Source organism: Cupriavidus sp. JZ107 (assembly GCF_053903255.1).
The window spans coordinates 1,017,138-1,041,803 of the sequence record NZ_CP096480.1; the positions used below are offsets into that span (position 1 = coordinate 1,017,138).

The 24,666-nt window shown below is 67.3% G+C and carries 24 protein-coding genes; 13 read left to right on the plus strand and 11 right to left on the minus strand.

Annotation, left to right across the window (positions count from 1 at the left end; translation table 11 throughout):
* The 5 genes from M1D55_RS04305 to M1D55_RS04325 all read right to left on the minus strand — a co-directional run bounded on the left by M1D55_RS04305 (window position 1) and on the right by M1D55_RS04325 (window position 5,610).
* Window positions 1-981: an ABC transporter ATP-binding protein gene (locus tag M1D55_RS04305; protein WP_456281302.1), complete on the minus strand. Its 981-nt coding sequence runs from the start codon at window positions 979-981 to the stop codon at window positions 1-3.
* A gap of 97 nt (window positions 982-1,078) precedes the next feature.
* Entirely contained in the window at window positions 1,079-2,143 is a 1,065-nt protein-coding gene (locus M1D55_RS04310; RefSeq protein ID WP_456281223.1) for an ABC transporter ATP-binding protein, read from the minus strand.
* Between the two features lie 4 nt (window positions 2,144-2,147).
* Entirely contained in the window at window positions 2,148-3,035 is an 888-nt protein-coding gene (locus M1D55_RS04315) for an ABC transporter permease (RefSeq protein ID WP_456281224.1), read from the minus strand.
* 15 nt (window positions 3,036-3,050) lie between these two features.
* Entirely contained in the window at window positions 3,051-4,001 is a 951-nt protein-coding gene (locus M1D55_RS04320) for an ABC transporter permease (RefSeq protein WP_456281225.1), read from the minus strand.
* Between the two features lie 31 nt (window positions 4,002-4,032).
* Complete coding sequence (locus M1D55_RS04325) at window positions 4,033-5,610, minus strand: ABC transporter substrate-binding protein (protein WP_456281303.1); 1,578 nt, start codon at window positions 5,608-5,610, stop codon at window positions 4,033-4,035.
* 455 nt (window positions 5,611-6,065) lie between these two features.
* Between M1D55_RS04325 and M1D55_RS04330 the strand changes: the two genes are divergently transcribed.
* From M1D55_RS04330 to M1D55_RS04340, 3 genes are all read left to right on the plus strand, one after another.
* Window positions 6,066-7,181, plus strand: coding sequence for an NADH:flavin oxidoreductase/NADH oxidase (locus M1D55_RS04330; RefSeq protein ID WP_456281226.1), 1,116 nt, complete (start codon window positions 6,066-6,068; stop codon window positions 7,179-7,181).
* Window positions 7,182-7,419: 238 nt separating this feature from the next.
* Complete coding sequence (locus M1D55_RS04335; protein WP_232205261.1) at window positions 7,420-8,781, plus strand: APC family permease; 1,362 nt, start codon at window positions 7,420-7,422, stop codon at window positions 8,779-8,781.
* 22 nt (window positions 8,782-8,803) lie between these two features.
* Window positions 8,804-9,643 carry an SAM-dependent methyltransferase gene (locus M1D55_RS04340; RefSeq protein ID WP_456281227.1) on the plus strand — a complete coding sequence of 280 codons (840 nt, stop codon included), beginning with the start codon at window positions 8,804-8,806 and terminating at the stop codon, window positions 9,641-9,643.
* Window positions 9,644-9,680: 37 nt separating this feature from the next.
* On the opposite strand, the gene M1D55_RS04345 is transcribed toward M1D55_RS04340, so the two are convergent.
* From M1D55_RS04345 to M1D55_RS04355, 3 genes are all read right to left on the minus strand, one after another.
* Window positions 9,681-10,751 (minus strand): alpha/beta fold hydrolase, encoded by a 1,071-nt coding sequence (locus M1D55_RS04345; protein WP_456281228.1) that lies wholly within the window; start codon window positions 10,749-10,751, stop codon window positions 9,681-9,683.
* Window positions 10,752-11,112: 361 nt separating this feature from the next.
* Window positions 11,113-11,577 (minus strand): hypothetical protein, encoded by a 465-nt coding sequence (locus tag M1D55_RS04350; RefSeq protein WP_456281229.1) that lies wholly within the window; start codon window positions 11,575-11,577, stop codon window positions 11,113-11,115.
* A gap of 13 nt (window positions 11,578-11,590) precedes the next feature.
* A complete protein-coding gene (locus M1D55_RS04355) occupies window positions 11,591-12,046 on the minus strand; it encodes a DUF6152 family protein (protein WP_456281230.1) in 456 nt (151 codons plus the stop codon).
* 177 nt (window positions 12,047-12,223) lie between these two features.
* On the opposite strand from M1D55_RS04355, the gene M1D55_RS04360 reads away from it, so the two are divergent.
* From M1D55_RS04360 to M1D55_RS04380, 5 genes are all read left to right on the plus strand, one after another.
* Window positions 12,224-13,162: a LysR family transcriptional regulator gene (locus tag M1D55_RS04360; RefSeq protein WP_053823853.1), complete on the plus strand. Its 939-nt coding sequence runs from the start codon at window positions 12,224-12,226 to the stop codon at window positions 13,160-13,162.
* Window positions 13,163-13,330: 168 nt separating this feature from the next.
* Complete coding sequence (locus M1D55_RS04365; RefSeq protein WP_456281231.1) at window positions 13,331-14,245, plus strand: TauD/TfdA dioxygenase family protein; 915 nt, start codon at window positions 13,331-13,333, stop codon at window positions 14,243-14,245.
* Window positions 14,246-14,374: 129 nt separating this feature from the next.
* Complete coding sequence (locus M1D55_RS04370; RefSeq protein ID WP_456281232.1) at window positions 14,375-15,427, plus strand: ABC transporter substrate-binding protein; 1,053 nt, start codon at window positions 14,375-14,377, stop codon at window positions 15,425-15,427.
* Window positions 15,428-15,429: 2 nt separating this feature from the next.
* On the plus strand, window positions 15,430-16,311 hold the full coding sequence (locus tag M1D55_RS04375) for an ABC transporter ATP-binding protein (protein WP_456281233.1): 882 nt from the start codon (window positions 15,430-15,432) through the stop codon (window positions 16,309-16,311).
* 11 nt (window positions 16,312-16,322) lie between these two features.
* A complete protein-coding gene (locus tag M1D55_RS04380) occupies window positions 16,323-17,213 on the plus strand; it encodes an ABC transporter permease (RefSeq protein WP_456281234.1) in 891 nt (296 codons plus the stop codon).
* 22 nt (window positions 17,214-17,235) lie between these two features.
* Here the strand turns inward: M1D55_RS04380 and M1D55_RS04385 are convergent, their stop codons facing one another.
* Window positions 17,236-17,913: an ankyrin repeat domain-containing protein gene (locus M1D55_RS04385; RefSeq protein WP_456281235.1), complete on the minus strand. Its 678-nt coding sequence runs from the start codon at window positions 17,911-17,913 to the stop codon at window positions 17,236-17,238.
* A 301-nt stretch (window positions 17,914-18,214) separates the two neighbouring features.
* On the opposite strand from M1D55_RS04385, the gene M1D55_RS04390 reads away from it, so the two are divergent.
* Complete coding sequence (locus M1D55_RS04390) at window positions 18,215-18,652, plus strand: PAS domain-containing protein (protein WP_456281304.1); 438 nt, start codon at window positions 18,215-18,217, stop codon at window positions 18,650-18,652.
* 27 nt (window positions 18,653-18,679) lie between these two features.
* Here M1D55_RS04390 and M1D55_RS04395 read toward each other — a convergent pair whose 3' ends face one another.
* Window positions 18,680-19,858: a mandelate racemase/muconate lactonizing enzyme family protein gene (locus M1D55_RS04395; RefSeq protein WP_456281236.1), complete on the minus strand. Its 1,179-nt coding sequence runs from the start codon at window positions 19,856-19,858 to the stop codon at window positions 18,680-18,682.
* Between the two features lie 19 nt (window positions 19,859-19,877).
* Window positions 19,878-20,855, minus strand: coding sequence for a Bug family tripartite tricarboxylate transporter substrate binding protein (locus M1D55_RS04400; protein ID WP_456281237.1), 978 nt, complete (start codon window positions 20,853-20,855; stop codon window positions 19,878-19,880).
* Window positions 20,856-21,063: 208 nt separating this feature from the next.
* On the opposite strand from M1D55_RS04400, the gene M1D55_RS04405 reads away from it, so the two are divergent.
* The 4 genes from M1D55_RS04405 (at window position 21,064) to M1D55_RS04420 (ending at window position 24,522) form a co-directional block, all read left to right on the plus strand.
* Window positions 21,064-21,807: a GntR family transcriptional regulator gene (locus M1D55_RS04405; RefSeq protein WP_006577630.1), complete on the plus strand. Its 744-nt coding sequence runs from the start codon at window positions 21,064-21,066 to the stop codon at window positions 21,805-21,807.
* 61 nt (window positions 21,808-21,868) lie between these two features.
* A complete protein-coding gene (locus tag M1D55_RS04410) occupies window positions 21,869-22,240 on the plus strand; it encodes a cupin domain-containing protein (protein ID WP_456281238.1) in 372 nt (123 codons plus the stop codon).
* Between the two features lie 86 nt (window positions 22,241-22,326).
* On the plus strand, window positions 22,327-23,085 hold the full coding sequence (locus M1D55_RS04415; RefSeq protein ID WP_064575370.1) for a glucose 1-dehydrogenase: 759 nt from the start codon (window positions 22,327-22,329) through the stop codon (window positions 23,083-23,085).
* 108 nt (window positions 23,086-23,193) lie between these two features.
* Window positions 23,194-24,522, plus strand: a complete 1,329-nt coding sequence (locus M1D55_RS04420) for an MFS transporter (protein ID WP_151022544.1) — start codon at window positions 23,194-23,196, stop codon at window positions 24,520-24,522.
* Window positions 24,523-24,666: the final 144 nt, after the last annotated feature.

A 24,666-nucleotide genomic window follows, 5' to 3' on the forward strand; every position in this document is an offset into this window, starting at 1 on the left:
TCAGGCCACCGCCAATGCGGGTTCGGCGGCAGCGGCCAGCACGCAGCTGACGCGATGGCCGTCGCCGACCGAGACGGGCTGCGGCACGTGCCGCAGGCATTCGGGCCGGGCCTGGGCACATCGCGGCGCGAAGCTGCAACCGGCTGGCAATGCCGCCAGATCGGGCGGCGATCCCGGAATGGCGGCCAGCCGCTCGCCACGGGCCATGCCGTGCTGGCGGCTTTGCAGCAGCGCGATCGTGTACGGATGACGCGCATCGCGCAGCAGCGTGCGAATCGGGCCTTCCTCGACGATCCGGCCGCCGTACATCACCGCGACACGATCGGCGATCTCCACCGCGGCGCCGATATCGTGGGTCACGAACACGATCGACAGGCCCAGCGCGCGTTGCAGTTCGCGCAGCAGGATCAGCACCTGGATCTGCACGGTGGCGTCGAGCGCGGTGGTGGGCTCGTCGGCCAGCAGCACCTTCGGCCTGGCCGACAACGCCAACGCGATCATCGCGCGCTGGCGCATCCCTCCCGACAGCTCGTGCGGATAGGCGGCCAGGCGGCGCTCGGGGCTCGGGATGCGAACCGCCTCCAGCGCCTGCAGGGCCTGCTTGCGGGCTTCTCCGGGCGAGACGCGGCTATGGGCGCGGATGCATTCGACGATCTGCTCGCCAATGGTGTAGACCGGGTCGAGCGCGAGCAACGGCTCCTGGAACACCATGGCGACGGTGCCGCCGCGAATCCTCGACAAGCCCTTGGCATCCAGCCGCATCACGTCGGTACCGTCGATGACGATGTCGCCGGTCATCGTGGTGCGGCGGGGCGGATGCAGCCGCATCAGCGCGCGCAGCGTGACGCTCTTGCCCGAGCCCGACTCGCCAATCAGCGCGACGGCTTCGCCGGGAGCCACCTGCAGCGAGACGCCGTTGACCGCGCGGATGGTCTTGCCGCCGGCGTCGAAGGCGACATGCAGGTCGCGCACGGCCACCATGGGCGGGTCGGACAAAGGCGTGGCGGTCGGTGCCCAGGCGCTCGTTGCCGAGGCGCCTGGTGCCGACGCGATGACGGTGGCATTCATGCTGGTCTCCTCAACAGGCATCGGCAACGGCGGTCTCGGCTCGCCGCGCCGTTGCCCGTGAATGGCCGCTGTCCGGTTCCGCCATCAGGCAGGACACCGGATGGCCGGCGATCGCCGCGGACAGCACGGGCGCGCGCCGCGCACAGACGGCCTCGGCCAGGCCGCAGCGCGGATGGAAACTGCAGCCCGGTGGCGGATCGATCGGATTGGGCGGATCGCCGGCCAGCGGCGGCGTCAGCGTGCGCCGGTCCGGGTCCATCGACGGCATCGAGGCGAGCAGCGCGCGCGTGTAGGGATGGGCCGGGTTGGCGTAGATCGCCTCGGTATCGCCGATCTCGGCGACCTTGCCCAGGTACATCACCATCACGCGATCGCACAGGTAGCGAATCACGTTCAGATCGTGGCTGATGAAGACGTAGGTCAGGTCGAATTCGGCCTTCAGGTCCAGCAGCAGGTTCAGCACCTGGGCTTCGACCGATTTGTCCAGCGCCGATACCGCTTCGTCGAGGATCACCAGACGTGGCCTGAGCACCAGCGCACGGGCGATATTGACGCGCTGGCGCTGGCCGCCGGACAGCTCGTGCGGATAGCGGCCGCCGAAGCGCAACGGTTCGAGCCCGACGCGGCCGAGCAGATGGCGGGCCCGCTCGATGGCCTCGCGCGCCGGAACGCCGTGCACGCGCGCGGTGAAGGCGATCGATTCCTCGATGGTCAGCCGCGGGTTCAGCGACGAATAGCTGTCCTGGAAGACCATCTGTACCTGGCTGCGATAGCGCTTCATCGGCAACTGCGCGGAGCCGACGCCTTCCGCGTCGAAGATCAGCTCGCCGCTGTCCTGCTCGGTCAGCTGCATCAGCAGCCGCGCCGTGGTCGACTTGCCGCAACCCGATTCGCCGACCACGCCGAGCGTCTCGCCCTTGAGCACGTCGAAGCTGACGCCATCGAGCGCGCGCACGGCGCCGGCGCGGCGTCCGGGGATGCCGCCCTTCAACGGAAAATGCTTGACCAGATCGCGGGCAATCACCAGCGGCTGGGCCGGGCCGCCAAGATCGGCGTTCGGTGTGGACAGGGGCATCGGCTCAGTCCTTGATTTCCATCGCCGAGCGGATGCCGTCGGCGAGCAGGTTGAACGAGATCGAGGTCACGAAGATCATCGCCCCCGGCAACGCGGCCACCCACGGCTGGGTATAGATCGCGGTGCGCAGCGTGTTCAGCATCAAGCCCCATTCGGGCTCGGGCGGCTTGACGCCCAGGCCCAGGAACGACAGGCCGGACGCGAGGATCATCGACACCGAGATCAGGCCGGTCGCATAGACGAAGATCGGTCCCAGCACGTTGTTCAGCACGTGCGCGCGCACGATCGTCAGCGCGGACGCCCCCGAGGCCCGCGCCGCGTCGACGAACTCGCGATTGCGTACCTGCGTGGTGACGCTCTCGGCCACGCGCGCGATCTGCGGCACGAACACGATGGTCAGCGACAGCAGCGCATTGCCGACGCCGGCGCCCAGCGTGCCGGACAGCGCGATGGCCAGCAGCACCGACGGGAAGGCGTAGAAGATGTCGACCACCCGCATGATCGCGGTATTGACCCAGCCGCCGGCATAGCCGGCCACGATGCCCAGCGCGCTTCCGAGCACGAAGGCGATCAGCACCGGCGTGATGCCCATGAACAGCGACAGCCGCGCGCCCAGGATCAGCCGCGACAGCATGTCGCGGCCCAGCTCGTCGGTGCCGAGCGGATAGCCTTCGGTGCCGATCGGCTTCAGGCGCTTCAGGATCGACGACGCATAGGGGTCGGCCGGCATCAGCAGCGGCGCGAACAGCGCGACGAGGATCAGCGCGAGCAGGATCAGCGCCGCGGCCATCGCGAGCCTGTTGCGCAGCAGGCGGCGGCCGACCGTGGTCCAGTAGCCGGGGGAGCGCTCCACCACGGCCGGCGCGGCGGTATTGTCCAGCGTCATTTCCATGGCTGTCTCCGGGTACTAGTTGCGCTGGATGCGCGGATCGAACAGCGTCTGCAGCGCGTCGACCATCAGGTTCAGCAGCACGAAGAACACCGCCAGCACGAGGATGGTCCCCTGCAGCAGCGGGAAATCGCGCTGGAAGATCGCCGAGTTCAGCAGGAAGCCGGTGCCGGGCCACGCGAACACCGTCTCGATCAGGATCGAGCCGCCGAGCAGATAGCCCAGCTGCAGGCCCATCACGGACAACGCGGTCGGGGCGACGTTCTTGACGACGTGGCGGAACACCGCCAGGTCGGACAGGCCGCGCGCCTTCAGGCCGACAATGAACTCGTTCGACAGGATCTCCGCCACCAGCGCGCGGATGGTCCGTGCAACGATGCCCATCGGAATCACCGACATCGTGATCGCCGGCAGCAGCATGTACTGGAGATGTTCCCAATCCCAGCCCCAGTCGCCCGAGCCGCCTGGCCCGGCGCCGGTCGCCGGCAACCAGCCGAGCACCACCGAGAACACGATGGCCAGCACCATGCCGAGCCAGTAGTGCGGCACGCTGACGCCGAACACGGACAGGAACGAGGCCGCGCGGTCAACCGCGGAATCGCGCAGGTAGCCGGCGACGAAGCCGAACAGGCAGCCGAAGGTGAAGCCGATCAGCGTCGCCACCGCCGCCAGCCGCACCGAATTGACGACGGCGGCGGCCACCTCCTGCATCACCGGGCGGCTGGTGGCGATCGAGGTGCCCAGGTCGCCGTGCAGCGCGCGGGTCAGCCAGTGCACGAATTGCTCGATGAAGGGCTTGTCGAAGCCGTACAGCGCGGCGAGCTGCTGGCGCATCTCTTCCGAGGCGTCGGGCGGCAGCACCGACACCAGCGGATCGCCCGGCGCGATATGCACCAGCGAGAAGCACAGCAGCGCGACGCCCAGCAGGATGGGCAGCGCATACAGCGCGCGGCGAAGCAGGTAGGACATGGTCGTGGCCGGAAAGTCGATCGGGTTCCGCTCAGTCCATCGACATGGTGGCGATGTCGATGAACCAGCTTTGCGGCTGCACCACGCCCTTGACCTTCTTCGAGATCGCGCGCGGGCCGACGTCATGCGCGATCAGCACGAACGGCGCCTCCTCGACGATGCGGGCGTGCAGCTTCGCCAGCGCGGCGTCGCGGCCCTTGTCGTCGAACGACGTGCGGGCGGTCTCGATCAGCTTGTCGAACTCGGGATTGCTGAAGTAGCCCCAGTTATTCGAGACCGGCGGCTGGGTCTTGCTGCTGACGAAGCGCACCATCGCGAAGAACGGGTCCATCGCCGCGAAGCTGACGTTGATCGCGTTGGCGCCGTGCGCGCTGGGGTCCTTGGCGCCGATGCGCCAGTTGGTAAACAGCGTGTTCCATTCGACCACGTCGAAGTCGACGTCGATGAAGCACTCCTTCAGGTTCTGCTGTACGTATTCGTTCATCGGCAGCGGCTGCATCTGGCCGGAGCCGGACGCGGAGACCTGCACCTTGACCTTGACGGGCTTGGCCGCCGAGTAGCCCGCCTCCTGCATCAGCTTCCGGGCGCCCGCGGGGTCGTACCTGATGTCGAACTTCGGATTGCCCCACCACGGGTTGCCCGCTTCGACGATGCCCTTGGCCTCGGCCATATACCCGCCCAGCAGCGTCTTCAGGCCCGAGCGGTTCACGCACAGATTGGCCGCCTGCCGCACGCGCTTGTCGAGCCACGGCGAGCCCGGCGCGAACGACAGCTGCCACGGCCACATGTGCGGCTGCGTGTTGGCGTAGACCTGGAAGCCGCGGCTCTTGATCTGCGCGATGGCGTCCGGTGCGGGCGCCTCGATCCAGTCGACCTGCCCGGACAGCAGCGCCGCGGTGCGCGCATTGGCCTCCGGCATCGGCATCATCACGACCTTGTCGATCTTCGGTACGCGCTTCGCATCCCAGTACAGCGCGTTCTTCACGACCTCGAGGCGCTCGCGCGGCACGAAGCGGCTCATCTTGAAGGGGCCGGTGCCTGCCGCGTCGGCGGCGAAGGCAACCCACGCCTGCTTGGAGCGCTCGATCGGGTCGCTGACCGAGGCCGGCACCGCGGCAAACTTCTTCTCCCACTGCGCGGGGGAAGCCATGAACAGGTTGGTCAGGTTGTACGGCAGGAAGGAGTCCGGCTCGGACGTGGTCAGCTCCACGGTCAGGTCGTCGATCTTGCGCGCGGATCGCAGCGTCGGCATCCGCGATGCGGTCACGCCGACCTGGCTGGGGTCGAACTGCTTCGCGGTCTTGTCCAGCACCTTGCCGACATTCCACACCACCGCGTCGGCGTTGAACGGCGTGCCGTCATGGAACTTGACGTTGGGGCGCAGCTTGAAGACCCATCTGGTCTTGTCCTTGGCGTCCACCTTCCATTCGGTCGCAAGCCCGGGGATCAGCAGGCTCGGGCCGTCGCTCTTGCTCAGATCCCATTGCGTCAGGCCGTCATACATCGGAATGCCGCTGAAGCGGTTGCCCTCGAAGCCCTGGTCCGGCTGGCCGAGCGTTCGGGGAATGTCGGCCGCGGTCATGCCGATGCGCAGTACCTTTTCGGCCATCGCCGACCCTGGCAAGACCAGCAGGGACAGCGCGAGCGCCGCGCCGATGCTGCCAAGCCGTTGACGGGCGCCGGTTACCGATGCGGCGGAGGCGGGGGAAGCGGCGGTCGACATCGATGCGAAAGCGCAGGCGAAGCAGTTCACTGGCATGGCTCCTGAGTGGGGAAGAGACGTCGGCAGTGCCAAAGCAAGTGATATGCCATCGGATTTTCGGGGTCACCGCGGCGATTTCGCGTATCGCCTCGCCGGAACCGCGCCGAGACCAGGCGCGGGCACCATCGGCGGGAGGCGCCGCACCACGATCGATGGGTCTCGCACCAACATGCATCCATGCGCGCCGTTCCCCGCCGCCTGCAGCGATCGCCCAGTTGCCGCACAATGCCTGCCTGGCTCGTCTGGCCCGCATGGCCCGCCACGGCGAGCCGGTATCCACCAGAACACAGAAGAGGTTCTCGATGTCCGCACTGTTTACCCCGCTGCAGATCGGCGATCTGCAGCTCGACAACCGCATCCTGATCGCGCCGATGTGCCAGTACTCGGCGGAGCAGGGCAATGCCACCGACTGGCACCTGATCCATCTGGGCCACCTCGCGCTGTCCGGCGCCGGCATGCTGATTCTCGAAGCGACCGCGGTCTCGCCGCAGGGACGCATCACGCCCTACGACCTCGGCCTGTACTCGGACGACAACGAAGCCGCGCTGGCCCGCGTGCTGAAGGCGGTGCGCGCCCATTCGCCGATCAAGGTCGCGATGCAGATCGCCCATGCGGGCCGCAAGGCGTCGAGCCGCGCGCCGTGGGATGGCGGGGCGCAGATCCGGCCCGACGAGCCGGAGGGCTGGCAGACCGAGGCGCCGTCGGCCGTACCCCATGCGCCCAGCGAAGTCGCGCCGATGGCGCTCGACCGCGCCGGCCTCGAACGCGTCAAGCGCGATTTCGTCGAGACCGCGAAGCGCGCCGCGCGCCTGGGCATCGATGCGATCGAGATCCATGCCGCGCACGGCTATCTGCTGCACCAGTTCCTGTCGCCGATCGCCAACCATCGCGACGACGAGTACGGCGGCAGCCTGGAGAACCGGATGCGCTTTCCGCTGGAGGTGTTCGACGCGGTGCGCGCCGTCTTTCCGGCCGACCGCCCGGTATGGGCGCGCATCTCGGCGACCGATTGGGTGCCCAATGGCTGGGACATTGACGGCACGGTGGCGATCTCGAAGGAGCTCGCGCGGCGCGGTTGCGCGGCAATCCATGTGACCACGGGCGGCGTGTCGCCGCAGCAGGCGATCAAGCTGGGACCGGGCTACCAGGTCCCGTACGCGCAGCGCGTCAAGGCCGAGGTCGGACTGCCGACCATCGCGGTCGGGCTGATCACGGAGCCGGAGCAGGCCGAGAGCATCATCGCCAACGGCGAGGCCGACGCCGTCTCGCTGGCGCGGGCGATGCTGTACGACCCGCGCTGGCCATGGCACGCCGCCGCCAGGCTCGGCGCGCAGGTCCGGGCGCCGAAGCAGTACTGGCGTTCGCAGCCGCGCGAGTTCAAGGACCTGTTCGCGGGTGCGGCGTTCGGCCAACGTTGAATGACACCGATGTCATTTTCGGCGCCATTGGAGCGTCCCTCCCGTCACGTCGCGTGACGGACCTTCGGAGGAGGTCGCCGCACCCCTAGTCACCCATCCGGATGTTTCGTATCGTGGACAGGCAGACAAGTCCGCTGCCTTCCACGGCAGCGATGCGAGCGCGGAATGCAGGCTCATCTGGCGAGCTCAGTTGGCAAGCTCATTTCGCTCCATCCGTCCGAGGCAAGGGATGACCGGGATGACCGATCCGAACCAACCCAGACCGCAAGGCATCCTGTCGGTCTTCGATGCGATCACCATCATGGTGGGGCTGGTGCTCGGGGTCGGGATCTTCCGCACGCCGTCGATCGTCGCGGGCAGCGTCGAGTCGGAGGCGATGTTCGTGCTGGTCTGGATCGTCGGCGGCATCATCACCTTCATCGGCGCGCTGTGCTACGCGGAGCTGTCGGCGGCCCATCCCAACGCCGGCGGCGAATACCACTTCCTGTCGCGCGCCTATGGCCGCTCCACCGCAATGATGTTCGGATGGGCGCGCTGCACGGTGATCCAGACCGGCGCCATCGCGGCGGTCGCCTTCATGCTCGGCGACTACGTGGCCCAGCTGGTGCCGGCCGGTCCGTTGGGTCCGGCCATCTATGCCGCGCTGGCGGTGATCGTGCTGACCGCGGTCAACGTGATCGGCACCATCGAGGGCAAGAACCTGCAGGTGGTGGTGACCTTTCTCGAGATCGGCGCGATCGGCGCGATCATCCTGTTCGGCATGTTCGGATCGCCGGAGACCGCCGAACGCGCCGCGCCGTCGATGCCGCCTGAAACCGCGGCGATCGGCATGGCGATGATCTTCGTGCTGCTTACCTATGGCGGCTGGAACGAGGCCGCCTATCTGACCGGCGAACTGAAGGACGCGCCACGCAATATCGCCAAAGTGCTGGCCGGCGGCACCGTCCTTCTGGTGGTGCTGTATACGCTGGCCAATCTGGCCTTGCTGTCGGTTCTCGGGCTCGACGGATTGCGCCAATCCGATGCGGTCGCCGCCGACATGATGCGCGTGGTAGCCGGGCCGATCGGCGAGCGCGTGGTCACCGCGGCCATCGTGGTCGCCGCGATCTCGACGCTGAACGCCACGATCTTCACCGGCTCGCGCGTCTTCTATGCGATGGCGCGCGACATGACCGTGATGCAGTGGGTCGGCATCTGGGACGGCCGCGGCAAGACCCCCGCCAATGGCCAGATCGCGCAGGGGATCATCGCGCTGGCGCTGATCGCGGTGGGGGCCATCACGCGCGACGGCTTCAAGGCGATGGTCGACTACACCGCGCCGGTGTTCTGGGGCTTCCTGCTGCTGGTCGGCTTCTCGCTGTTCGTGCTGCGCTGGCGCCAGCCCGAGCGCGCGTTGCCATACCGCGTGCCGCTGTATCCGGTCACGCCGATCATCTTCTGCCTGACCTGCCTGTACATGCTCTATGCCAGCGTGACCTATACCGGCGCCGCGGCGCTGATCGGGCTCGCGATGCTCGCCGCCGGCGCGCCGATCCTGCTGTTCAAGCGCAAGGAGGCCGAGCCGGCGGAACAGCAGGATGCTTCACCGGACCCCATGTGACCATTCGAACAGGAGAACGTCGATGACGATCTTGCACAAGTCCTTCGTCGCTGCCGCGCTGTTTGCCGCGGGGGCCCTGGCATTGAGCGGCCCCGGTTTGGCGCAGACGGAGACGGCGTCCGAGGTGACCTCGGTCTACAAGCCATCCGTCGGCCAGTCGGGCAAGGACGTGGTGTGGGTGCCGACCTCGCAGGCACTGGTCGACCGCATGCTCGACATGGCCGAGCTGACGCCCAGGGACCATCTGGTCGACCTCGGGTCGGGCGATGGCCGGCTGGTGATCACCGCGGCCAAGCGTGGCGCCACGGCGCGCGGCATCGAGTTCAATCCGGATCTGGTGGCGCTGTCGCGCCGGACCGCGCAGGCCGAGGGCGTCGGCAATCGCGCCCGCTTCGACCAGGGCGACATCTTCAAGTCGGATTTCTCGAACGCGACCGTGGTCACGCTGTTCCTGCTGCCGGACCTGAACCTGCGGCTGCGTCCGACCTTGCTCAACATGAGGCCGGGCACGCGCGTGGTCTCCAATACCTTCACGATGGACGATTGGGAGCCGGACGAGACCGCGCAGGTCACGCAGGGCTGCGCGGGCCACTGCACCGCCTACAAGTGGGTGATTCCGGCCAAGGTGCAAGGCAGCTGGCGCATGGGCGACAAGCAGCTGGTGCTGACGCAGAAGTACCAGATGATCGAAGGGACGCTGCGCGAGGAAGGCGCGACGACGCCGATCAGCGAAGGCCGCATCGACGGTACGAAGATCTCGTTCGTCGCCGGTCAGCAGCGCTATACCGGCGAGATCAGCGGCAAGACCATGCAGGGCACGGTCGAGGGGGGAGGGCGCTGGAGCGCGACGATGACGCGTTGATCTCGATGTGGGCGCCCATCCCGCGCCCCGTTGTGATTCAGCGATTTGCCGGTTTGCCGTCCAGCCCTTGCAGCAGCGCCTTGTGGAACTGCGCCGGCGATTCGACCTGCGGCGAATGGCCCAGCTCGGGGAACGCCACCAGCGTCGCGTTCGGAATCGTGCGCGCGGCGCTTTGTCCCAGCACGGGATAGTTGCCCAGCTTGCTGGCGATCTCGGGCGCGGCCCGGTTCGCGCCCGGCGCGGTGCGGTCCTTCTCGCCGATCATCAGCAGCGTCGGCACGGCGATCCGCGAAAACTCGTGGACCACGGGCTGCGTGAACAGCATCTCCGAGGTCTGCGCCTGGTTCCAGGCCACCTGCTGCTTGCCCGGACCGGCGTACATGCCGGCCTGCATCGCGACCCAGCGATCGTATTCGGGGCGCCACTTGCCGTTGTAGTAGAAGCGCAGCTGATAGGCCTTGAGCGAGTCGAAGCTGGTCTTGAGCTCGCCCTGATACAGCTGATCGACGCTGGCATAGGGAACGCCCTCGGCCTGCCAGTCTTCGAGCCCGATCGGATTGACCAGCACCAGCTGCTCCACCGACTTCGGATACTGCAGCGCGAAGCGCGCGGCCAGCATGCCGCCCATCGAATGGCCGATCACGGTGGCACGGGTCACGCCGCGCGATTGCAGCAGCGCCTGCGTATTGGCCGCGAGCTGCGCGAAGCTGAACTGGTAGCCGCGGGGTTTGGTGGACGCGCAAAAGCCGATCTGGTCCGGCGCGATCACCCGGTAGCCGGCATTGGCCAGCGTGTCGATGGTGGCTTCCCACGTCGCGCCGCAGAAATTCTTGCCGTGCAGCAGCACCGCGGTGCGGCCGTTCGGCTTGCCCTTCGGTGCAACATCCATGAAGGCCATCGACAGGTCCTGCTGCTGCGACTGGAAGGTGAAGCGCTGGATCGGGTGGGGGTAGGGGAAGCCTTCGAGTTGCGGGCCGTAGGGGGTCACTGATGGTGCCGGGGCGCTTGCCGCGGGTTCGGCCGCAGCGGCCGTCGTCGCGGCGGCGGTCAGGGCGAGCGACACGGCAAGCGTGGACAGGGGCAACAGGCGGGTCGGAGTCGTTTTCATGCGGGGCTCCCAGGTGGGACGAATTGCAGTGAGGAAACGGACTCGATGTGACCGTGGGTAACAATAAAGTTCAGGGGATGCGAGGCGCTTGCGGAGATTGCGTGCGGCGGTCGCCCTCTCCCCAACCCTCTCCCGCAAGCGGGAGAGGGAGCCCGCGCGTCGGCAGCGCGACCCGCTTCGCTATCCCGCAGGCAGCACGACCGCGATGACCGCTGCCTGTTCCGGCACCGCCGCCGCGACGACCCGCTCCCGTTTCCCATGGACATCACCGCCGCGATGATGCGCTCCCCTCTCCCGCTTGCGGGAGAGGGGCTGGGGGAGAGGGCGGCGGCGGTCGCACAGCGGCAACGATTGCCATCCCTCACCCAAACGCCAGCATCCTCCCCGCCAGCATCACCGCCGCCCAAAGCCCCAACGACAGCAATCCCGCCAGCCGGCCATGGCTGCGATTCCGCCGCCGGCGCGACGCCAGATGCAACGCCAGCGCATTCAGCGCCGCCGTAGCGATCAACGCCAGCTTGGCGCCGAACCACGGGTTCGACAGATACTCCCGCGCCGCCGGCGCAAACAGCAGCACCCCCGACAGCGCCGCCAGCGCGAAGCCCATCAGCGACAGCGGCACCAGCGTCCGCTGCAACGCCGCGTCATCGAGCCGCATCAATCCACCGGCGAGCCGCAGATCGACCACCGCGATGGTGCCGAACAGCAGCCCAATGCCCAGTAGATGCAGCCAGCTGACCAGTGGATAGGCCCAGGTCGATGCGCGCAGCGCCGTCACGGGCTGCCATGTCTCGACCGCGGCGAACAAGTCGTTCCACGCTTCCATGCCGCCGTCCCGCTCAGCCGCGCGGCGCGCCGCTGCATCCGGCCGGCAGCGCGACCGATTGCTGGCGCACGCCGACGCCGTCCAGCACGATCAGCGCGGGCCGCGCGACATGGCGGTCGCTGCAGGACGGAAAACCGATCGCCTCGAGCCGATCGCCCGGACCGGGCTCGCGCGGCATGCCCCATCGCTCCAGCCGGTTGATCGGCGCCAGGTCGAGCGTCCAGCGTCCCGGCGAGGCCGGCGCGCGCACCGCGGCGAGCGTCCTGGCAAAGCCGAGCTCGGCCAGTTCCGGCGGCACCGGCAGCGCGTTCCAGTTGGCCGGCAGGGCCCTGGCGTCGACCTCGATGGTCACCTGCGGATGCGGGTTGCGCCAGGTCACCGACACCACGCGGCCAGAAAAATAGAGCGGCGCGGCGGTGTCGTAGTACCCCCACCCGTGATGCGCCCACGCCGGCCTTCCAGGCGTCATTGCCAGACCGCACAGTGCAATTGTTAGTGCGGTCGCCAATGCGACTGCCCGAGCCAATGCCACTAGCTGCTTCATCGTTGCGTCCTTGGGAGCGAATGGATGGCGGCCAAGATAGCCCTCGCCAATCCATACATCAATCCGCCAAAATGGCATCGTTCGATACGCCACGAGGTATCAATGGAATTCCAGCAGCTCAAGCTCTTTCTCGCCGTTGCCGACGCGCTGCATTTCGGCCGGGCCGCGCAGCAGGTCGGCATGGCGCAGCCGCATCTGAGCCGGGCGATCGCCAGGCTCGAGCAGGAAGTCGGCGTGCGGCTGTTCGACCGTACCAGCCGCCGTGTCGCGCTGACGGCCGCCGGAGAGCGGCTGCGCGAGGAGGCGATCGCGCTGCTGCAGGCGGAGCGGCGGGCGCAGGAAGCCGCGAGGGCGGCGGGGCAGCAAAGGCGCCGCCGCCTGAGGATTGCCTATGTTTCCGCGGCGCTCTATCGGGCCTTGCCGGCCGCACTGCGCAGCCTGTCCGCGTCGACGGAGCCGGTAGAGTTCGCGCTGCACGAGGCGACCACCAACGAGCAGCTGGCGCTGATCGCCGCCGGCGAGATCGATCTGGGCATCGGCCACCCGCCATTCGACACGCATGCGCGCCTTGCCAGCGTGCTGCTGGCCAACGACCGCTTCGACGCGGTGCTGCCCGCCGACCACCGTCTGGCAACCCGCACGACGATCCGTATCGAGGAACTGGCCGCCGAGCCGCTGGTGCTGTTCCCCGAGGCGCAGGGCCCCGCGCTCTATGCGGCGATCCGCGACCGCTGCCGCGTGGCCGGCCGCGTCATGCAGCTGGCGGCCACTGCGCCGCGCCTGCACGGCCAGCTGTCGCTGGTCGCGGCCGGACTCGGTATCGGCATCGCGCCGACGCAATCGCGCAGCCTGGCAGTGGCCGGCACGGTGCGCGTCCCGATCAAGCCCTATCCCGCGGCGCTGGTATTGCCGCTGGCGGCGCTGTACGACCCGCGCTCGCGCCATCCGGCCTTGCCGCCCGCGCTGGCGGCATTGCGGCGCGCCGTGACGACGCGCAGCGGCGGAACAGGGGACGGCAACAGAGCCGCCGCGGCGCGCTGACCGAGACGGCCGTGTCCCCGTCGGGCATATGCGAAGAACGGATAAGACCGAACGATTTGATTCGTTGACCGGCGCTGGACGGTCTCCTTAGCATCGATCCCAGTCGATGCCAGCGCGTTTGCCGCGTTTGCATCGTGCCCTGATCCATTCCGAGTTTACGTACCAGACATGACCGTTTCCATCCAGGCGGCACTGCCCGCGCGTCCTCCCGTCGTGACGCCACGCGCCGGCACCGGCTTCGAGATTCGTCCCTTCGACGCGCCGCTCGGGGCCGAGGTAGTCGGGCTGGACCTGTCGCAGCCGCTATCGGATGCGGACTTCGCCCGTATTCACCGCGCGCATCTGGACCACCACGTGCTGGTGTTTCGCGATCAGCGCATCACGCCCGACCAGCAGATCGCCTTCAGCCGGCGCTTCGGTCCGCTGCAGATCCACGTGCTGCACCAGTTCCAGCTGGCCGGTCATCCGGAGATCCTGATCGTCTCGAACGTGCTGAAGGACGGCAAGCCGATCGGTCTGGGCGATGCCGGCCATTTCTGGCATTCGGACCTGTCGTACAAGGAAAAGCCCAGCCTGGGCTCGCTATTGCACGCGCAAGAGCTGCCGGCGGAGGGAGGAGACACCCTGTTCGCCAACCAGCATCTGGCCTGGGAAACGCTGCCGGCGGAATTGAAGCGGGCGGTCGAGGGGCGCCAGGCCGAGCACACCTATCTGGCGCGCTATGCCGAGCTGCAGCAGCGCAGCCCGTGGCGGCCAAACCTGACCGCCGAGCAGATCGCGCAGGTCAAGCCGGTGCTGCAGCCGGTGGTTCGCACGCATCCGGAGACCGGCCGGCGCGCGCTCTTCGTCAGCGAGCATTTCACCACGCGCATCGTCGGCCTGCCCGAGGACGAAAGCCGCGCGCTGCTCGACGCGCTGTTCGCGCACAGCGTCAAGCCGGAGTTCGTCTATCGCCATCGCTGGCAGCCGCACGATCTGGTGTTCTGGGACAACCGGTCGCTGCTGCATCTGGCGGCCGGCTGTCCGGCCGACCAACGGCGCGTGATGTACCGCACCACGATCGAGGGCGACATCCCGTTCTGACGGCACGGACAACCCCGGGGCCGATCCGAAGCGGCCCGCAGTGGCGGGATTGGCCAGCCTGATGGACCGCCTCCTGGCGGTCCGACTACCCCTTCGCAAGACAACCAGAATTTTCTCCGGAGCCCCACCATGGCAGCACCGTATCCCCGTTCGTCCCTGCTCAGCAACCTGGGCCGCCGCCTGATGGCCCTTGCCGTTGGCGCCAGCGTCGGCGCCGGCGCACTGGCGTTTGCCACACCGGCCCACGCCGAAGGGCAGATCCGCATCGCCGAGCAATTCGGCGTGGTCTACCTGCTGCTGAACGTCGCCCGCGAACAGCAGCTGATCGAAAAGCAGGGGCAGAAGCAAGGCATCGACATCAAGGTCGAATGGACCCGGCTGTCGGGCGGCGCCGCCGTCAACGACGCGCTGCTGTCGGGCGCGATCGACGTGGGCGGCGCGGGCGTCGGTCCGCTGCTGACGCTGTGGGACCGCACCCGCGGCAAGCAGAACGTCAAGGGCATCGCCTCGCTCGGCAGCTTTCCGTACTACCTGGTCAGCAACAACCCGAAGGTCAAGACGCTGGCCGATTTCACCGACAAGGATCGCATCGCATTGCCGGCGGTCACGGTGTCGGTACAGGCGCGCGTGCTGCAGCTGGCCGCGGCGAAGCAGTGGGGCGACAAAGCCTTCAACCAGCTCGACAAGTGGACCGTGGCGATGCCGCATCCCGAGGCGGCGTCGGCCATCATCAACGGCGGCACCGAGGTCACCGCGCATTTCGCCAATCCGCCGTTCCAGGAGCAGGAACTGGCCGGCAATCCGAACGCGCATATCGTGCTCAATTCGTACGACGTGCTCGGCGGTCCCAGTTCGTCGACGGTGCTGTACGCGACCGAGAAATTCCGCAACGACAACCCGAAGACCTACCGCGCCTTCGTCGACGCACTGGCCGAGGCGGCGCGCTTTGCCACCGCCAATCCCGAGGCCGCGGCCGACCTCTATATCCGGGCGAACAAGGCGAAGATCGACCGCACCCTGCTGGTCGGCATCCTGAAGAACCCGCAGGTGCAATTCCGCATCGCGCCGCAGAACACCTTCGTGCTGGCCGAGTTCATGCATCGCGTCGGCGCAATCCGCAATCAGCCGAAGTCCTGGCAGGACTATTTCTTCGCCGATCCGGCCACCGCGCAAGGGAGCTGATCATGACCGCCACCGTCTCGCAACCGTTGCGCGTGGTCGGCGCCGCCGGCCAACGCGGCCCCCTGCTGCAGATCGACGACGTCTCGCTCGAGTATCGGACGCCGGAGCGCGTGGTGCGCGCCACGCACCGCGTCAGCTTCGATGTGCACGCCGGCGACCGCTTCGTGCTGCTTGGCCCCTCGGGCTGCGGCAAGTCGACGCTGCTGAAGGCGGTGGCGGGGTTCGTCCCGCCGATCGAGGGCGAGATCCGGCTCGATGGCGAACGCGTGCGCGCGCCGGGGCCGGATCGTATCGTCGTGTTCCAGGAATTCGACCAGCTGCCGCCGTGGAAGACGGTCAAGCAGAACGTGATTTTCCCGCTAATGCAGGCGCGCGGGCTGCGCCGTGCGGAAGCGGCCGACGTGGCGCTGCACTATCTGGACAAGGTGGGCCTGTCCAACTTCGCGGACGCGTATCCGCATACGTTGTCCGGCGGCATGAAGCAGCGCGTGGCGATTGCCAGGGCGCTCGCGCTGCGGCCCAAGGTGCTGCTGATGGACGAACCGTTCGCGGCGCTCGACGCGCTGACCCGCCGGCGAATGCAGGAGGAACTGCTTGCGCTGTGGCAGGACGCGGCCTTCACGTTGCTGTTCGTCACGCATTCGATCGAGGAGGCACTGGTCGTCGGCAACCGCATCCTGCTGCTGTCGCCGCATCCGGGGCGCGTACGCGCCGAGCTGAACAGCCACCAGTTCGATCTGCACAGCCAGGGCAGCGCGGCCTTCCAGCAGACCGCGCAGCGCATCCATCGGCTGCTGTTCGATACGCCGGGGCCGGACGCCGCCGCCGACACTGACATCGCGGACGCCGCCGACATCCCGCCGCGTACCGCGCGGGCACGCTGAAGGGGACAGCCATGACGACCATCGCCACTACGACAACGCAGTCCCTGCCGCCGCTGCGGCCTGAGTACGAACGCGAGCTCGAACCCTTCACCGCCACCGCGGTTGCGCGGGCGCTGCCGCTGCGCCAGCGGCTGTGGCAGAACAGCGGATTGCGTCGCGCCGTGATCCTTCTGGTACTGGCGGCGCTGTGGGAGACCGTCGCCCGGCTGCAGAACAATGATCTGCTGCTGCCGTCCTTCGTGGCGACCGCCCAGGCCTTCGTCGAGGGCCTGACCACCGGCGAGCTGCTGAGCAAGGCCGCGATCTCGCTGACGATCCTGCTGCAAGGCTATGCCGCCGGCATTGCGCTCGCCTTCGTGCTGACCACGCTGGCGGTCTCCACGACGGTCGGGCGCGACCTGCTCGATACGCTGACCGCGATGTTCAACCCCTTGCCGGCGATCGCCTTGCTGCCGCTCGCGCTGCTGTGGTTCGGCCTGGGCAGCGGCAGCCTGATCTTCGTGCTGATCCACTCGGTGCTGTGGCCGTTGGCGCTGAACACCTATGCGGGTTTTCGTGGCGTGCCGGAGACCTTGCGCATGACGGGACGCAACTATGGCCTGCTCGGGCTGCGCTATGTGCTGCTGATCCTGGTGCCGGCCGCGCTGCCGGCCATTGTGTCGGGCCTGAAGATTGGCTGGGCCTTCGCCTGGCGCACGCTGATCGCGGCCGAGCTGGTGTTTGGCGCGTCGTCGGGCAAGGGCGGCCTGGGCTGGTACATCTTCCAGAACCGCAACGAGCTCTATACCGACCGCGTGTTCGCGGGCCTGGCGATGGTGATCCTGATCGGCCTGCTGGTCGAAGGGCTGGTGTTCCGCACGCTGGAGGCGGCCACGGTGCGGCGCTGGGGCATGCAGCGCTAGCGCGGGATGTCGGGCCGGGGTGCTATTGCCGCGCGCCCGCCTTGACCAGGATTCGCTCGATATCGCGATAACCGCGCTGGCGGGCATGCTGCAGCGCGGTCACGCCCTTGCCGTCGGGGATGTTGACATCGGCCTTGGCGTCGACCAGCAGGCGGACGATCTCGGTGTGGCTCGGTCCGCCATCGCCGAGAAGGATGGCCTCGAGCAAGGCCGTCCAATGCAGCCGGTTGATGTGATTGACGTCGACGCCGGCGGCGATCAGGATGCGGACGGTCTGCACATGCCCGCGCTCGGCCGCGGGAATCAGCGCCGTGCCGCCATACCGATTGGTGCTCTTCAGGTCGGCGCCATGCGTCAGCGTCATCTTCAGGATCTCGTTGTAGCCGCGCGCGCCGGCATACAGATAGGCGCTGTCCTGGATGCGGTCCTTGGCATTGACGTTGGCGCCGGCGTCGATCAGTACCCTGGCGGCGTCGATATGGTTGCGGCGGGTCGCGATCAGCAGCGGCGTGGCGCCGCTGTCGTCCCGGGCCTCGAGGTTCGCCCCTTGCTTGAGCAGCAGCGCAATCTCGGCGGCATCGCCCTTGGCGGCCGCGGCCTGCAGGCGGGCGTCAAGTTTCGCGGGCCTCGCGCTCGCCGGGACAGTGATCAGCATGGCGATCAGGAACGTCAGATAAAGGGGGATGCGCGCTCGCAGCATTCTGTTTGGCAATGGCGAATCGATGACGGATCGACAAAAAGGCCGCGCCAATGGCTTCTCCGGCCTGACTCAGGGCGGCATCTTAAATGGTGCCCGATTGATTCCCAAGCGAAATCATCGAAAGGCGCTCAGTACCGCGGCGAATGCGATTCTCCACGCTGGCAGCGCGGCATCCATTGCGGGCCGGCGCGGATCGGGCTACCGTCGGTCCAGTACCCGGCGCACCGAACGCGCGGGGGGCAAAGACAACGACAACAATGACAACGACGACAATGACAACGACGACAACGAGGAGATCCCCATGCCGGAACCGATCGACTATGCGCAACTGGTGGCCGCCATCGGCGATGCCATCGTGATCGCCGATGCCCGCGGCGCCATTACGCTGTGGAATCCCGCGGCGCAGCGGATGTTCGGCTATACCGAGGCCGAGGCACTGGGCCAGTCGCTCGACCTGATCATTCCCGAGCGGCTGCGCGCGCGGCATTGGCAGGGCTACGACAAGACGATGGCCACCGGCATCACGCGCTACGGCAGCGAGCTGCTGAAGGTGCCGGCGATCGACAAGGACGGCAAGGCCATGTCGATCGCCTTCACCGTCGCGCTGCTGAAGGACGCGGCGGGTACCGTGACGGGGATCGTCGCGGTGATCCGCGACGAGACCGTCCGCTTCCAGCAGGAGCGAGCGCTGAGGAAGCGGCTCGCCGAGCTGGAGAGCCAGGTCGGCGAGCAGGCGTAGAACGCGGCGCAGAAGGGGCTGGCGTTCCTATTGATCGAGCGGCGCGCCATCGATGGTCCGCCGCATCGACACCGGCCGATACAGCGGCGCGCGCCGTTGCTCGACATCGTCGACCAGTTCGATGCCGATGCCCGGCGCGTCCGGCACTGCGATAAAGCCGTTCTCCGGTACCGGATAGCGCTTGACCAGATCGGCGCCCAGCAGCTTCTGGCCAGATTTCAGTACCAGGTTCTCGAAGCCGGTCGGATATTCCTGGATCGCGAAGTTCGGCACCGCCGCGGCGACCTGCATGCAGGCGGCCAGGCTGATCGGCGACAGTGGATTGTGCGGGGCGATATCGACGTTCTGCGCCTCCGCCAGCGCGGCGATTTTCTTCGCGCCGGTGATGCCGCCGCAGACGCAGACCGAGGTCCGCGCGAAACGCACGCCGCCGCCGGCCAGCTGCAGATGGAACTCGGCCGGCGTGCAGAAGCGCTCGCCGGTGGCGATCGGCACGCGGATGGCATGGCCGACCGTCGTCATCTGCGGATAGAACTCGGGCCGAAGCGGGTCCTCCAGCCACATCGGCGTCAGCGGCTCGAGGACTTGCCCGATGGCGATGGCCTCGGCCGGGCTCAGGCGCCGATGCATCTCGATCAGCAGATCGACATCCGGACCGACCGCCTCGCGAAACGCCATCACGCGTTCCCTGGCGTCGCGTACCTTGCCGGCATGCGAGCGGAAATAGGCGTCGCCCTCCGGTTCGTCGAGGAAGGGGTTGATATGCCCGACCGCGGTAAAGCCTTCCGCGCGCAGGCGGCGGCAATCGGCCAGCACCTCGTCCAGCGTTTCGGCATAGACATGGCCGTAGACGCGCAGCTTGTCGCGATAGCCGCCGCCCAGCAATTGCCAGACCGGTGCCTGCAGCCGCTTGCCGAGCAGGTCCCACAGCGCGATATCGATGGCCGATACCGCGGCGTTGACGGCGGTGCCACGAAAATGCGAGAAGCGCTGCATCACGTTCCAGTGCAGCTCGATCTCGTTCGCGTCCTTGCCGATCAGGTACTGGCCGAATTTCTCGAGCGCGGCCTTGGCGGCCTCGATATGGCCCCAGGAACCGGCCTCGCCATAGCCGGTCAGGCCGGCCTCGGTACGGATGCGGGCATAGAGGAATTGCCCGACATGCAGGGCTTCGACGGAGGTAATGCGATGGATGGGCTTGTTCATGGCAATTCGATGGGTTCGATCAATCGAGCTTGATGCCCGACTGGCGGATCAGGTCGCCCCAGCGGCGGGTTTCGCTGGCAATGCGCTTGCCGAACGCTTCCGGACCGGCACCGACCGGATCGGCACCCGCGGCCGACAGCTTTTCGCGGATCGCGGGCTGCTGCAGCATCTTCTGCAGTTCGGCATTGAGCTTGTTGACGATCTCGGGCGGCGTGCCATGCGGCGCGGCCAGTCCGAACCAGATGCTGAACTGGAAGCCCGGCAGGCCGGCCTCTGCGGCGGTCGGCACATCGGGCAGCGTCGGGACGCGGCGCGGTCCCGCCACGGCCAGCGCGCGGATCTTGCCGCTGACCACGTGCGGCGCGATGGTGGGCGCGGCCGAGCTGAGCATCTGGATCTGCCCGGCCATCAGGTCCGTGATCGCCGGGCCCGATCCCTTGTAGGGGACATGCGTGACCGGAATGCCCGATACCTGCTTGAACAGCTCGCCGGCGATATGCGGGCCGCTGCCGGCGCCGCCGGAGCCGTAGTTCAGCGCATTCGGATGCGCCTTGCCGTAGGTCAGCAGGTCCTTGAGCGTGCGTACCGGCAGCGACGGCGTGACGGCCAGCACTACCGGCGTTTCCGCGATCAGCGTGACCGGCGTCAGGTCCTTGACCGGGTCGTACTTCAGGTTCGAGAACAGCGCCGGCGTCGCCGTCTGGCCGACCTCGTTGGCCAGCAGCGTATAGCCGTCGGGCGCGGCCTTGGCCACCATGCCGGCGGCGATGGTGCCGCTGGCGCCTGGGCGGTTGTCCACCACGAAGCTCTTGCCCAGCGACTCGGACAGATACTGCGCGGCCAGCCGCGCGACGATATCGGTGGTGCCGCCAGGGGAGTACGGCACGACGATGGTCACGGGGCGGGTCGGATACGCGGTCTGCGCGATGGCGGCGCCGCAGGCCGCGGCCAGCGTCAGCGCGCCAAGCAGGCGCGCGGCGGTGGAAGGACGGTTCATGGGATGTCTCCTCGGTCGTTCCGGCCTTGCGCATGGTCGCGGCCGGTTATTGGCGCTGCATCGATACGGGGGCGAAATCGGCGGTGAATTCGCTATGCCATCGCCGATGCCATTGCGGATGCAGATCGATGGTGACTGTAGGGACTCGATAAACCGTTGGGAATCAAATTCTGTAGTGTTATTTCTATGTTCTATATAGAATTCGCGGATGACCGCCATCGATCTGAGCCCGGCCTTTGTTCGTCTTGCCCGGCATATCCGCGAACGCATCATCGGAGGGGAATGGCTGCCCGGCCAATTGCTGCCCGGCGAAGAGGCGCTCGCGCGTGAGCTGAAAGTCAGCGTCGGCACCGTGCGCAAGGCGTTCGATGTCCTCAGCGGCCAGGGCCTGGTCACGCGTCATCGCGGCCGCGGCACCTTCGTCGCGCGCGCCACCGACGAGCGTGCCTTCACCAGCTTCTTTCGCCTGGTCGATCGCGCCGATGGCGCGCGGCGGCTGCCGGTCGATACCATCCTGAGCCGCGAACGGGCCAGCGCCGACGAAGAGGAAAGGGCGGCGCTGAGGCTGCAGGACGATGCGATGGTCTACCGGCTGCGGCGCCGCCGGGACATCGACGGCAAGCCGCTGGTGCTCGAAACCATTGCGTTCCCTTTTGCCCGCGTCGGCGCTCGGGAGTGGGGCGAGGACGGCGCCGCCGCGCATCTGGTCTATTCGTTTCTGGAGCAGCAGTGCGGCGTATCGATCAGCCGCGTCGAGGATCGACTGCAGGCGCGCGTATTGCCGCAAAGCATGGCCGATCCATTCGGTTTGCCGGCCGGACATCCGGTATTGCTGGCGATTCGCGTGGCATTCGATCTGCAAGGCGCCCCGGTCGAATTCCGGCGCACCTGGATGGCTACCGATGGCCACGACTACCTGAGCGAGTTGCGCTGGACCGGCGCGGGCGGATAACGCCATTGCCAACAAGACCACTGCGGATGACACCATCCCATACGACAACACCGTGGTACCCATGACCAAGCTGATCGACTTTCGTACCGAGCCCATTCCCGCGCATGACAATCCGCGTCCCGACCGCCTGGTGCGTGGCAATCCGGATCGCACCACGTGGACGCATTACAGCGCGACGCATGGCGATTTCGATTGCGGCATCTGGGCCTGCGAGCCCGGGGCGTGGCGTATTGCGTTCCCACAGGGCAAGGAAGAATTCTTCCATGTGATTAGCGGCCGCCTGCGCATCAGCGATGCCGCGGGTGAGGCGCGCGAATTCGGTCCCGGCGATGCCTGCGTGATTCCCGCCGGATTCGAAGGCGTATTCGAGGTGATCGAGCCGGTGCGGAAATATTTCGTGGTGCTGGATCGGGCGGCAGCGAAAGGGAATTAGGCAATATTTCACCGGACGCCACCCCGATCGCAAAGCGAAGCTAAAATGTCCCGCCATGTAGCCGCAGCATAACGATGGAGACAACGATGAGACTCGCGGGCAAAGTGGCGGTGGTGACCGGTGGTGGTTCGGGCTTTGGCGAAGGCATCGCCAATCTGTTTGCGCGGGAAGGCGCGCGCGTGGTGGTGGCCGATATCGACGAGGCCAAGGCTACGGAAGTGGCGCAGTCGATCGAGCAGGCCGGCGGTCAGGCCCGTGCCGTGCGCGCCGACGTCTCGAAGGGCAGCGATGTCGAGGCGATGCGCGAGGTCGCGCTGGCCGCATTCGGCGATGTCGGCATCGTCGTCAACAATGCCGGCACCACGCATCGCAACAAACCCATTCTGGAAATCACCGAAGACGAATTCGATCGCGTGCAGGCCGTCAACGTCAAAAGCGTGTATTGGACCGCGCGCCATTTCATTCCGCATTTTCGCCAGCGCGGCGGCGGCGTGTTCGTCAATATCGCGTCGACCGCGGCGATCCGGCCGCGCCCCGGGCTGGTCTGGTACAACGCCAGCAAGGGCGCCGTGGTGACCGCCAGCAAGGCGATGGCCGCCGAGCTCGGCCCGGACAATATCCGCGTCAATTGCGTCAATCCGGTGATCGGCGCCACCGGCCTGCTCGAACAGTTCATGGGCAAGCCCGACACACCCGAGAATCGCGCGTCCTTCCTCGCCACGATTCCGATGGGCCGCATGTCCACCCCCGCCGATATCGCGGCGGCCTGCCTCTACCTCGCGTCGGACGAAGCGGCCTTTGTCACCGGCACCTGCATCGAAGTGGACGGCGGCCGCTGCGTCTGACCGCTTCGCACACCGCACGGGCCGCCCACGAGGCGGCCCGCTTGCATCGCCAATGGCGGCATCACCGTCGCCACCCCCGTCAAGCATGACAACCATCAGGAGACAGCCATGAGTTCCACGAATGCTGGATTCGAAGACGCGATCTACCGCAAGGTCAGCTGGCGCCTCGTTCCCTTTCTGTTGCTGTGCTATGTGGTCGCGTATCTGGATCGCGTCAATGTCGGCTTCGCCAAGCTGCAGATGCTCAACGACCTGAAATTCAGCGAAACGGTCTATGGGCTCGGCGCCGGCGTCTTCTTTATCGGCTACTTCCTGTTCGAAGTGCCGAGCAACGTGATCCTGCACAAGGTCGGCGCGCGGGTCTGGATCGCGCGGATCATGATCACGTGGGGCCTGATCTCGGCGGCGATGATGTTCGTCACCACGCCGACGATGTTCTACGTGCTGCGTTTCCTGCTGGGCGTTGCAGAAGCCGGCTTCTTCCCCGGCATCATCCTGTACCTGACCTACTGGTATCCCGCCGAACGGCGCGGGCGCACGACCACGTGGTTCATGACCGCGGTCGCGCTGTCAGGGGTGATCGGCGGCCCGCTGTCCGGCTGGATCATGCAGACGTTCGATGGCCACAACGGCTGGGCCGGCTGGCAATGGATGTTCCTGCTCGAAGGCATTCCGTCGGTGCTGGTCGGACTGTGGGTGCTGGCCTTCCTCGACGATCGGATCAGCCATGCCAAGTGGCTGACCGCCGAGGAAAAGGCCGTGCTCGAGCGCAACATCGCCGCGGAAACGGCGCACAAGGAGGACATGCCGATTCGGCGCGTGCTGTCGAGCCCGCGCGTCTGGATGATGAGCGCGATCTACTTCAGCTTCGTGATGGGGCTGTACGGCATCAGCTTCTGGCTGCCGACCATCATCCGCCAGACCGGCGTCAAGGGCGCGCTGGACATCGGCCTGCTGACCGCCATTCCTTACGGTGTCGCCGTGCTCGGCATGGTGCTGGTGGCGCGCAGCGCGGACCGCACCGGCGAACGCCGCTGGCACATCGCCATTCCGGCCATCGCCGGTGCCATCGGGCTGGTGCTGTCGGTGCTGTGGCACGACCGCACGGTGCTGGCGATGGTTGGCCTGACGCTGGCGACGATCGGCATCATGACCACGCTGCCGCTGTTCTGGAGCCTGCCGACCGCTTTCCTGGCCGGCACCGGCGCGGCTGCCGGCATCGCGATGATCAATTCGCTGGGCAATCTGGCCGGCTTTATCAGTCCCTATGCCGTGGGCTGGCTGAAGGATCTGACGCAGAGCACCAATGCCGGCATGTATCTGCTGGCCGGCTGCCTGGTCGCCGGTGCGGTGCTGACGCTGCTGGTGCCCGCGCGGCTGGTCTCGCGGCAGCAGGGCGCCGCGCAATACGGCGGCGCGCTGGGGACGACGCGATAGGGGCGCAGGCGGTCCGTCCGCACGGATCGCAGGTGTGCGTGCTTCGGACGCGCGGCCTGCGCCTGCGTGAATCCGTACGGCCGCCACCGCAAAGGCGAACGCCAGCACGACCAGCATGCTGCCCGCCCACGGCGCATTCAGCAG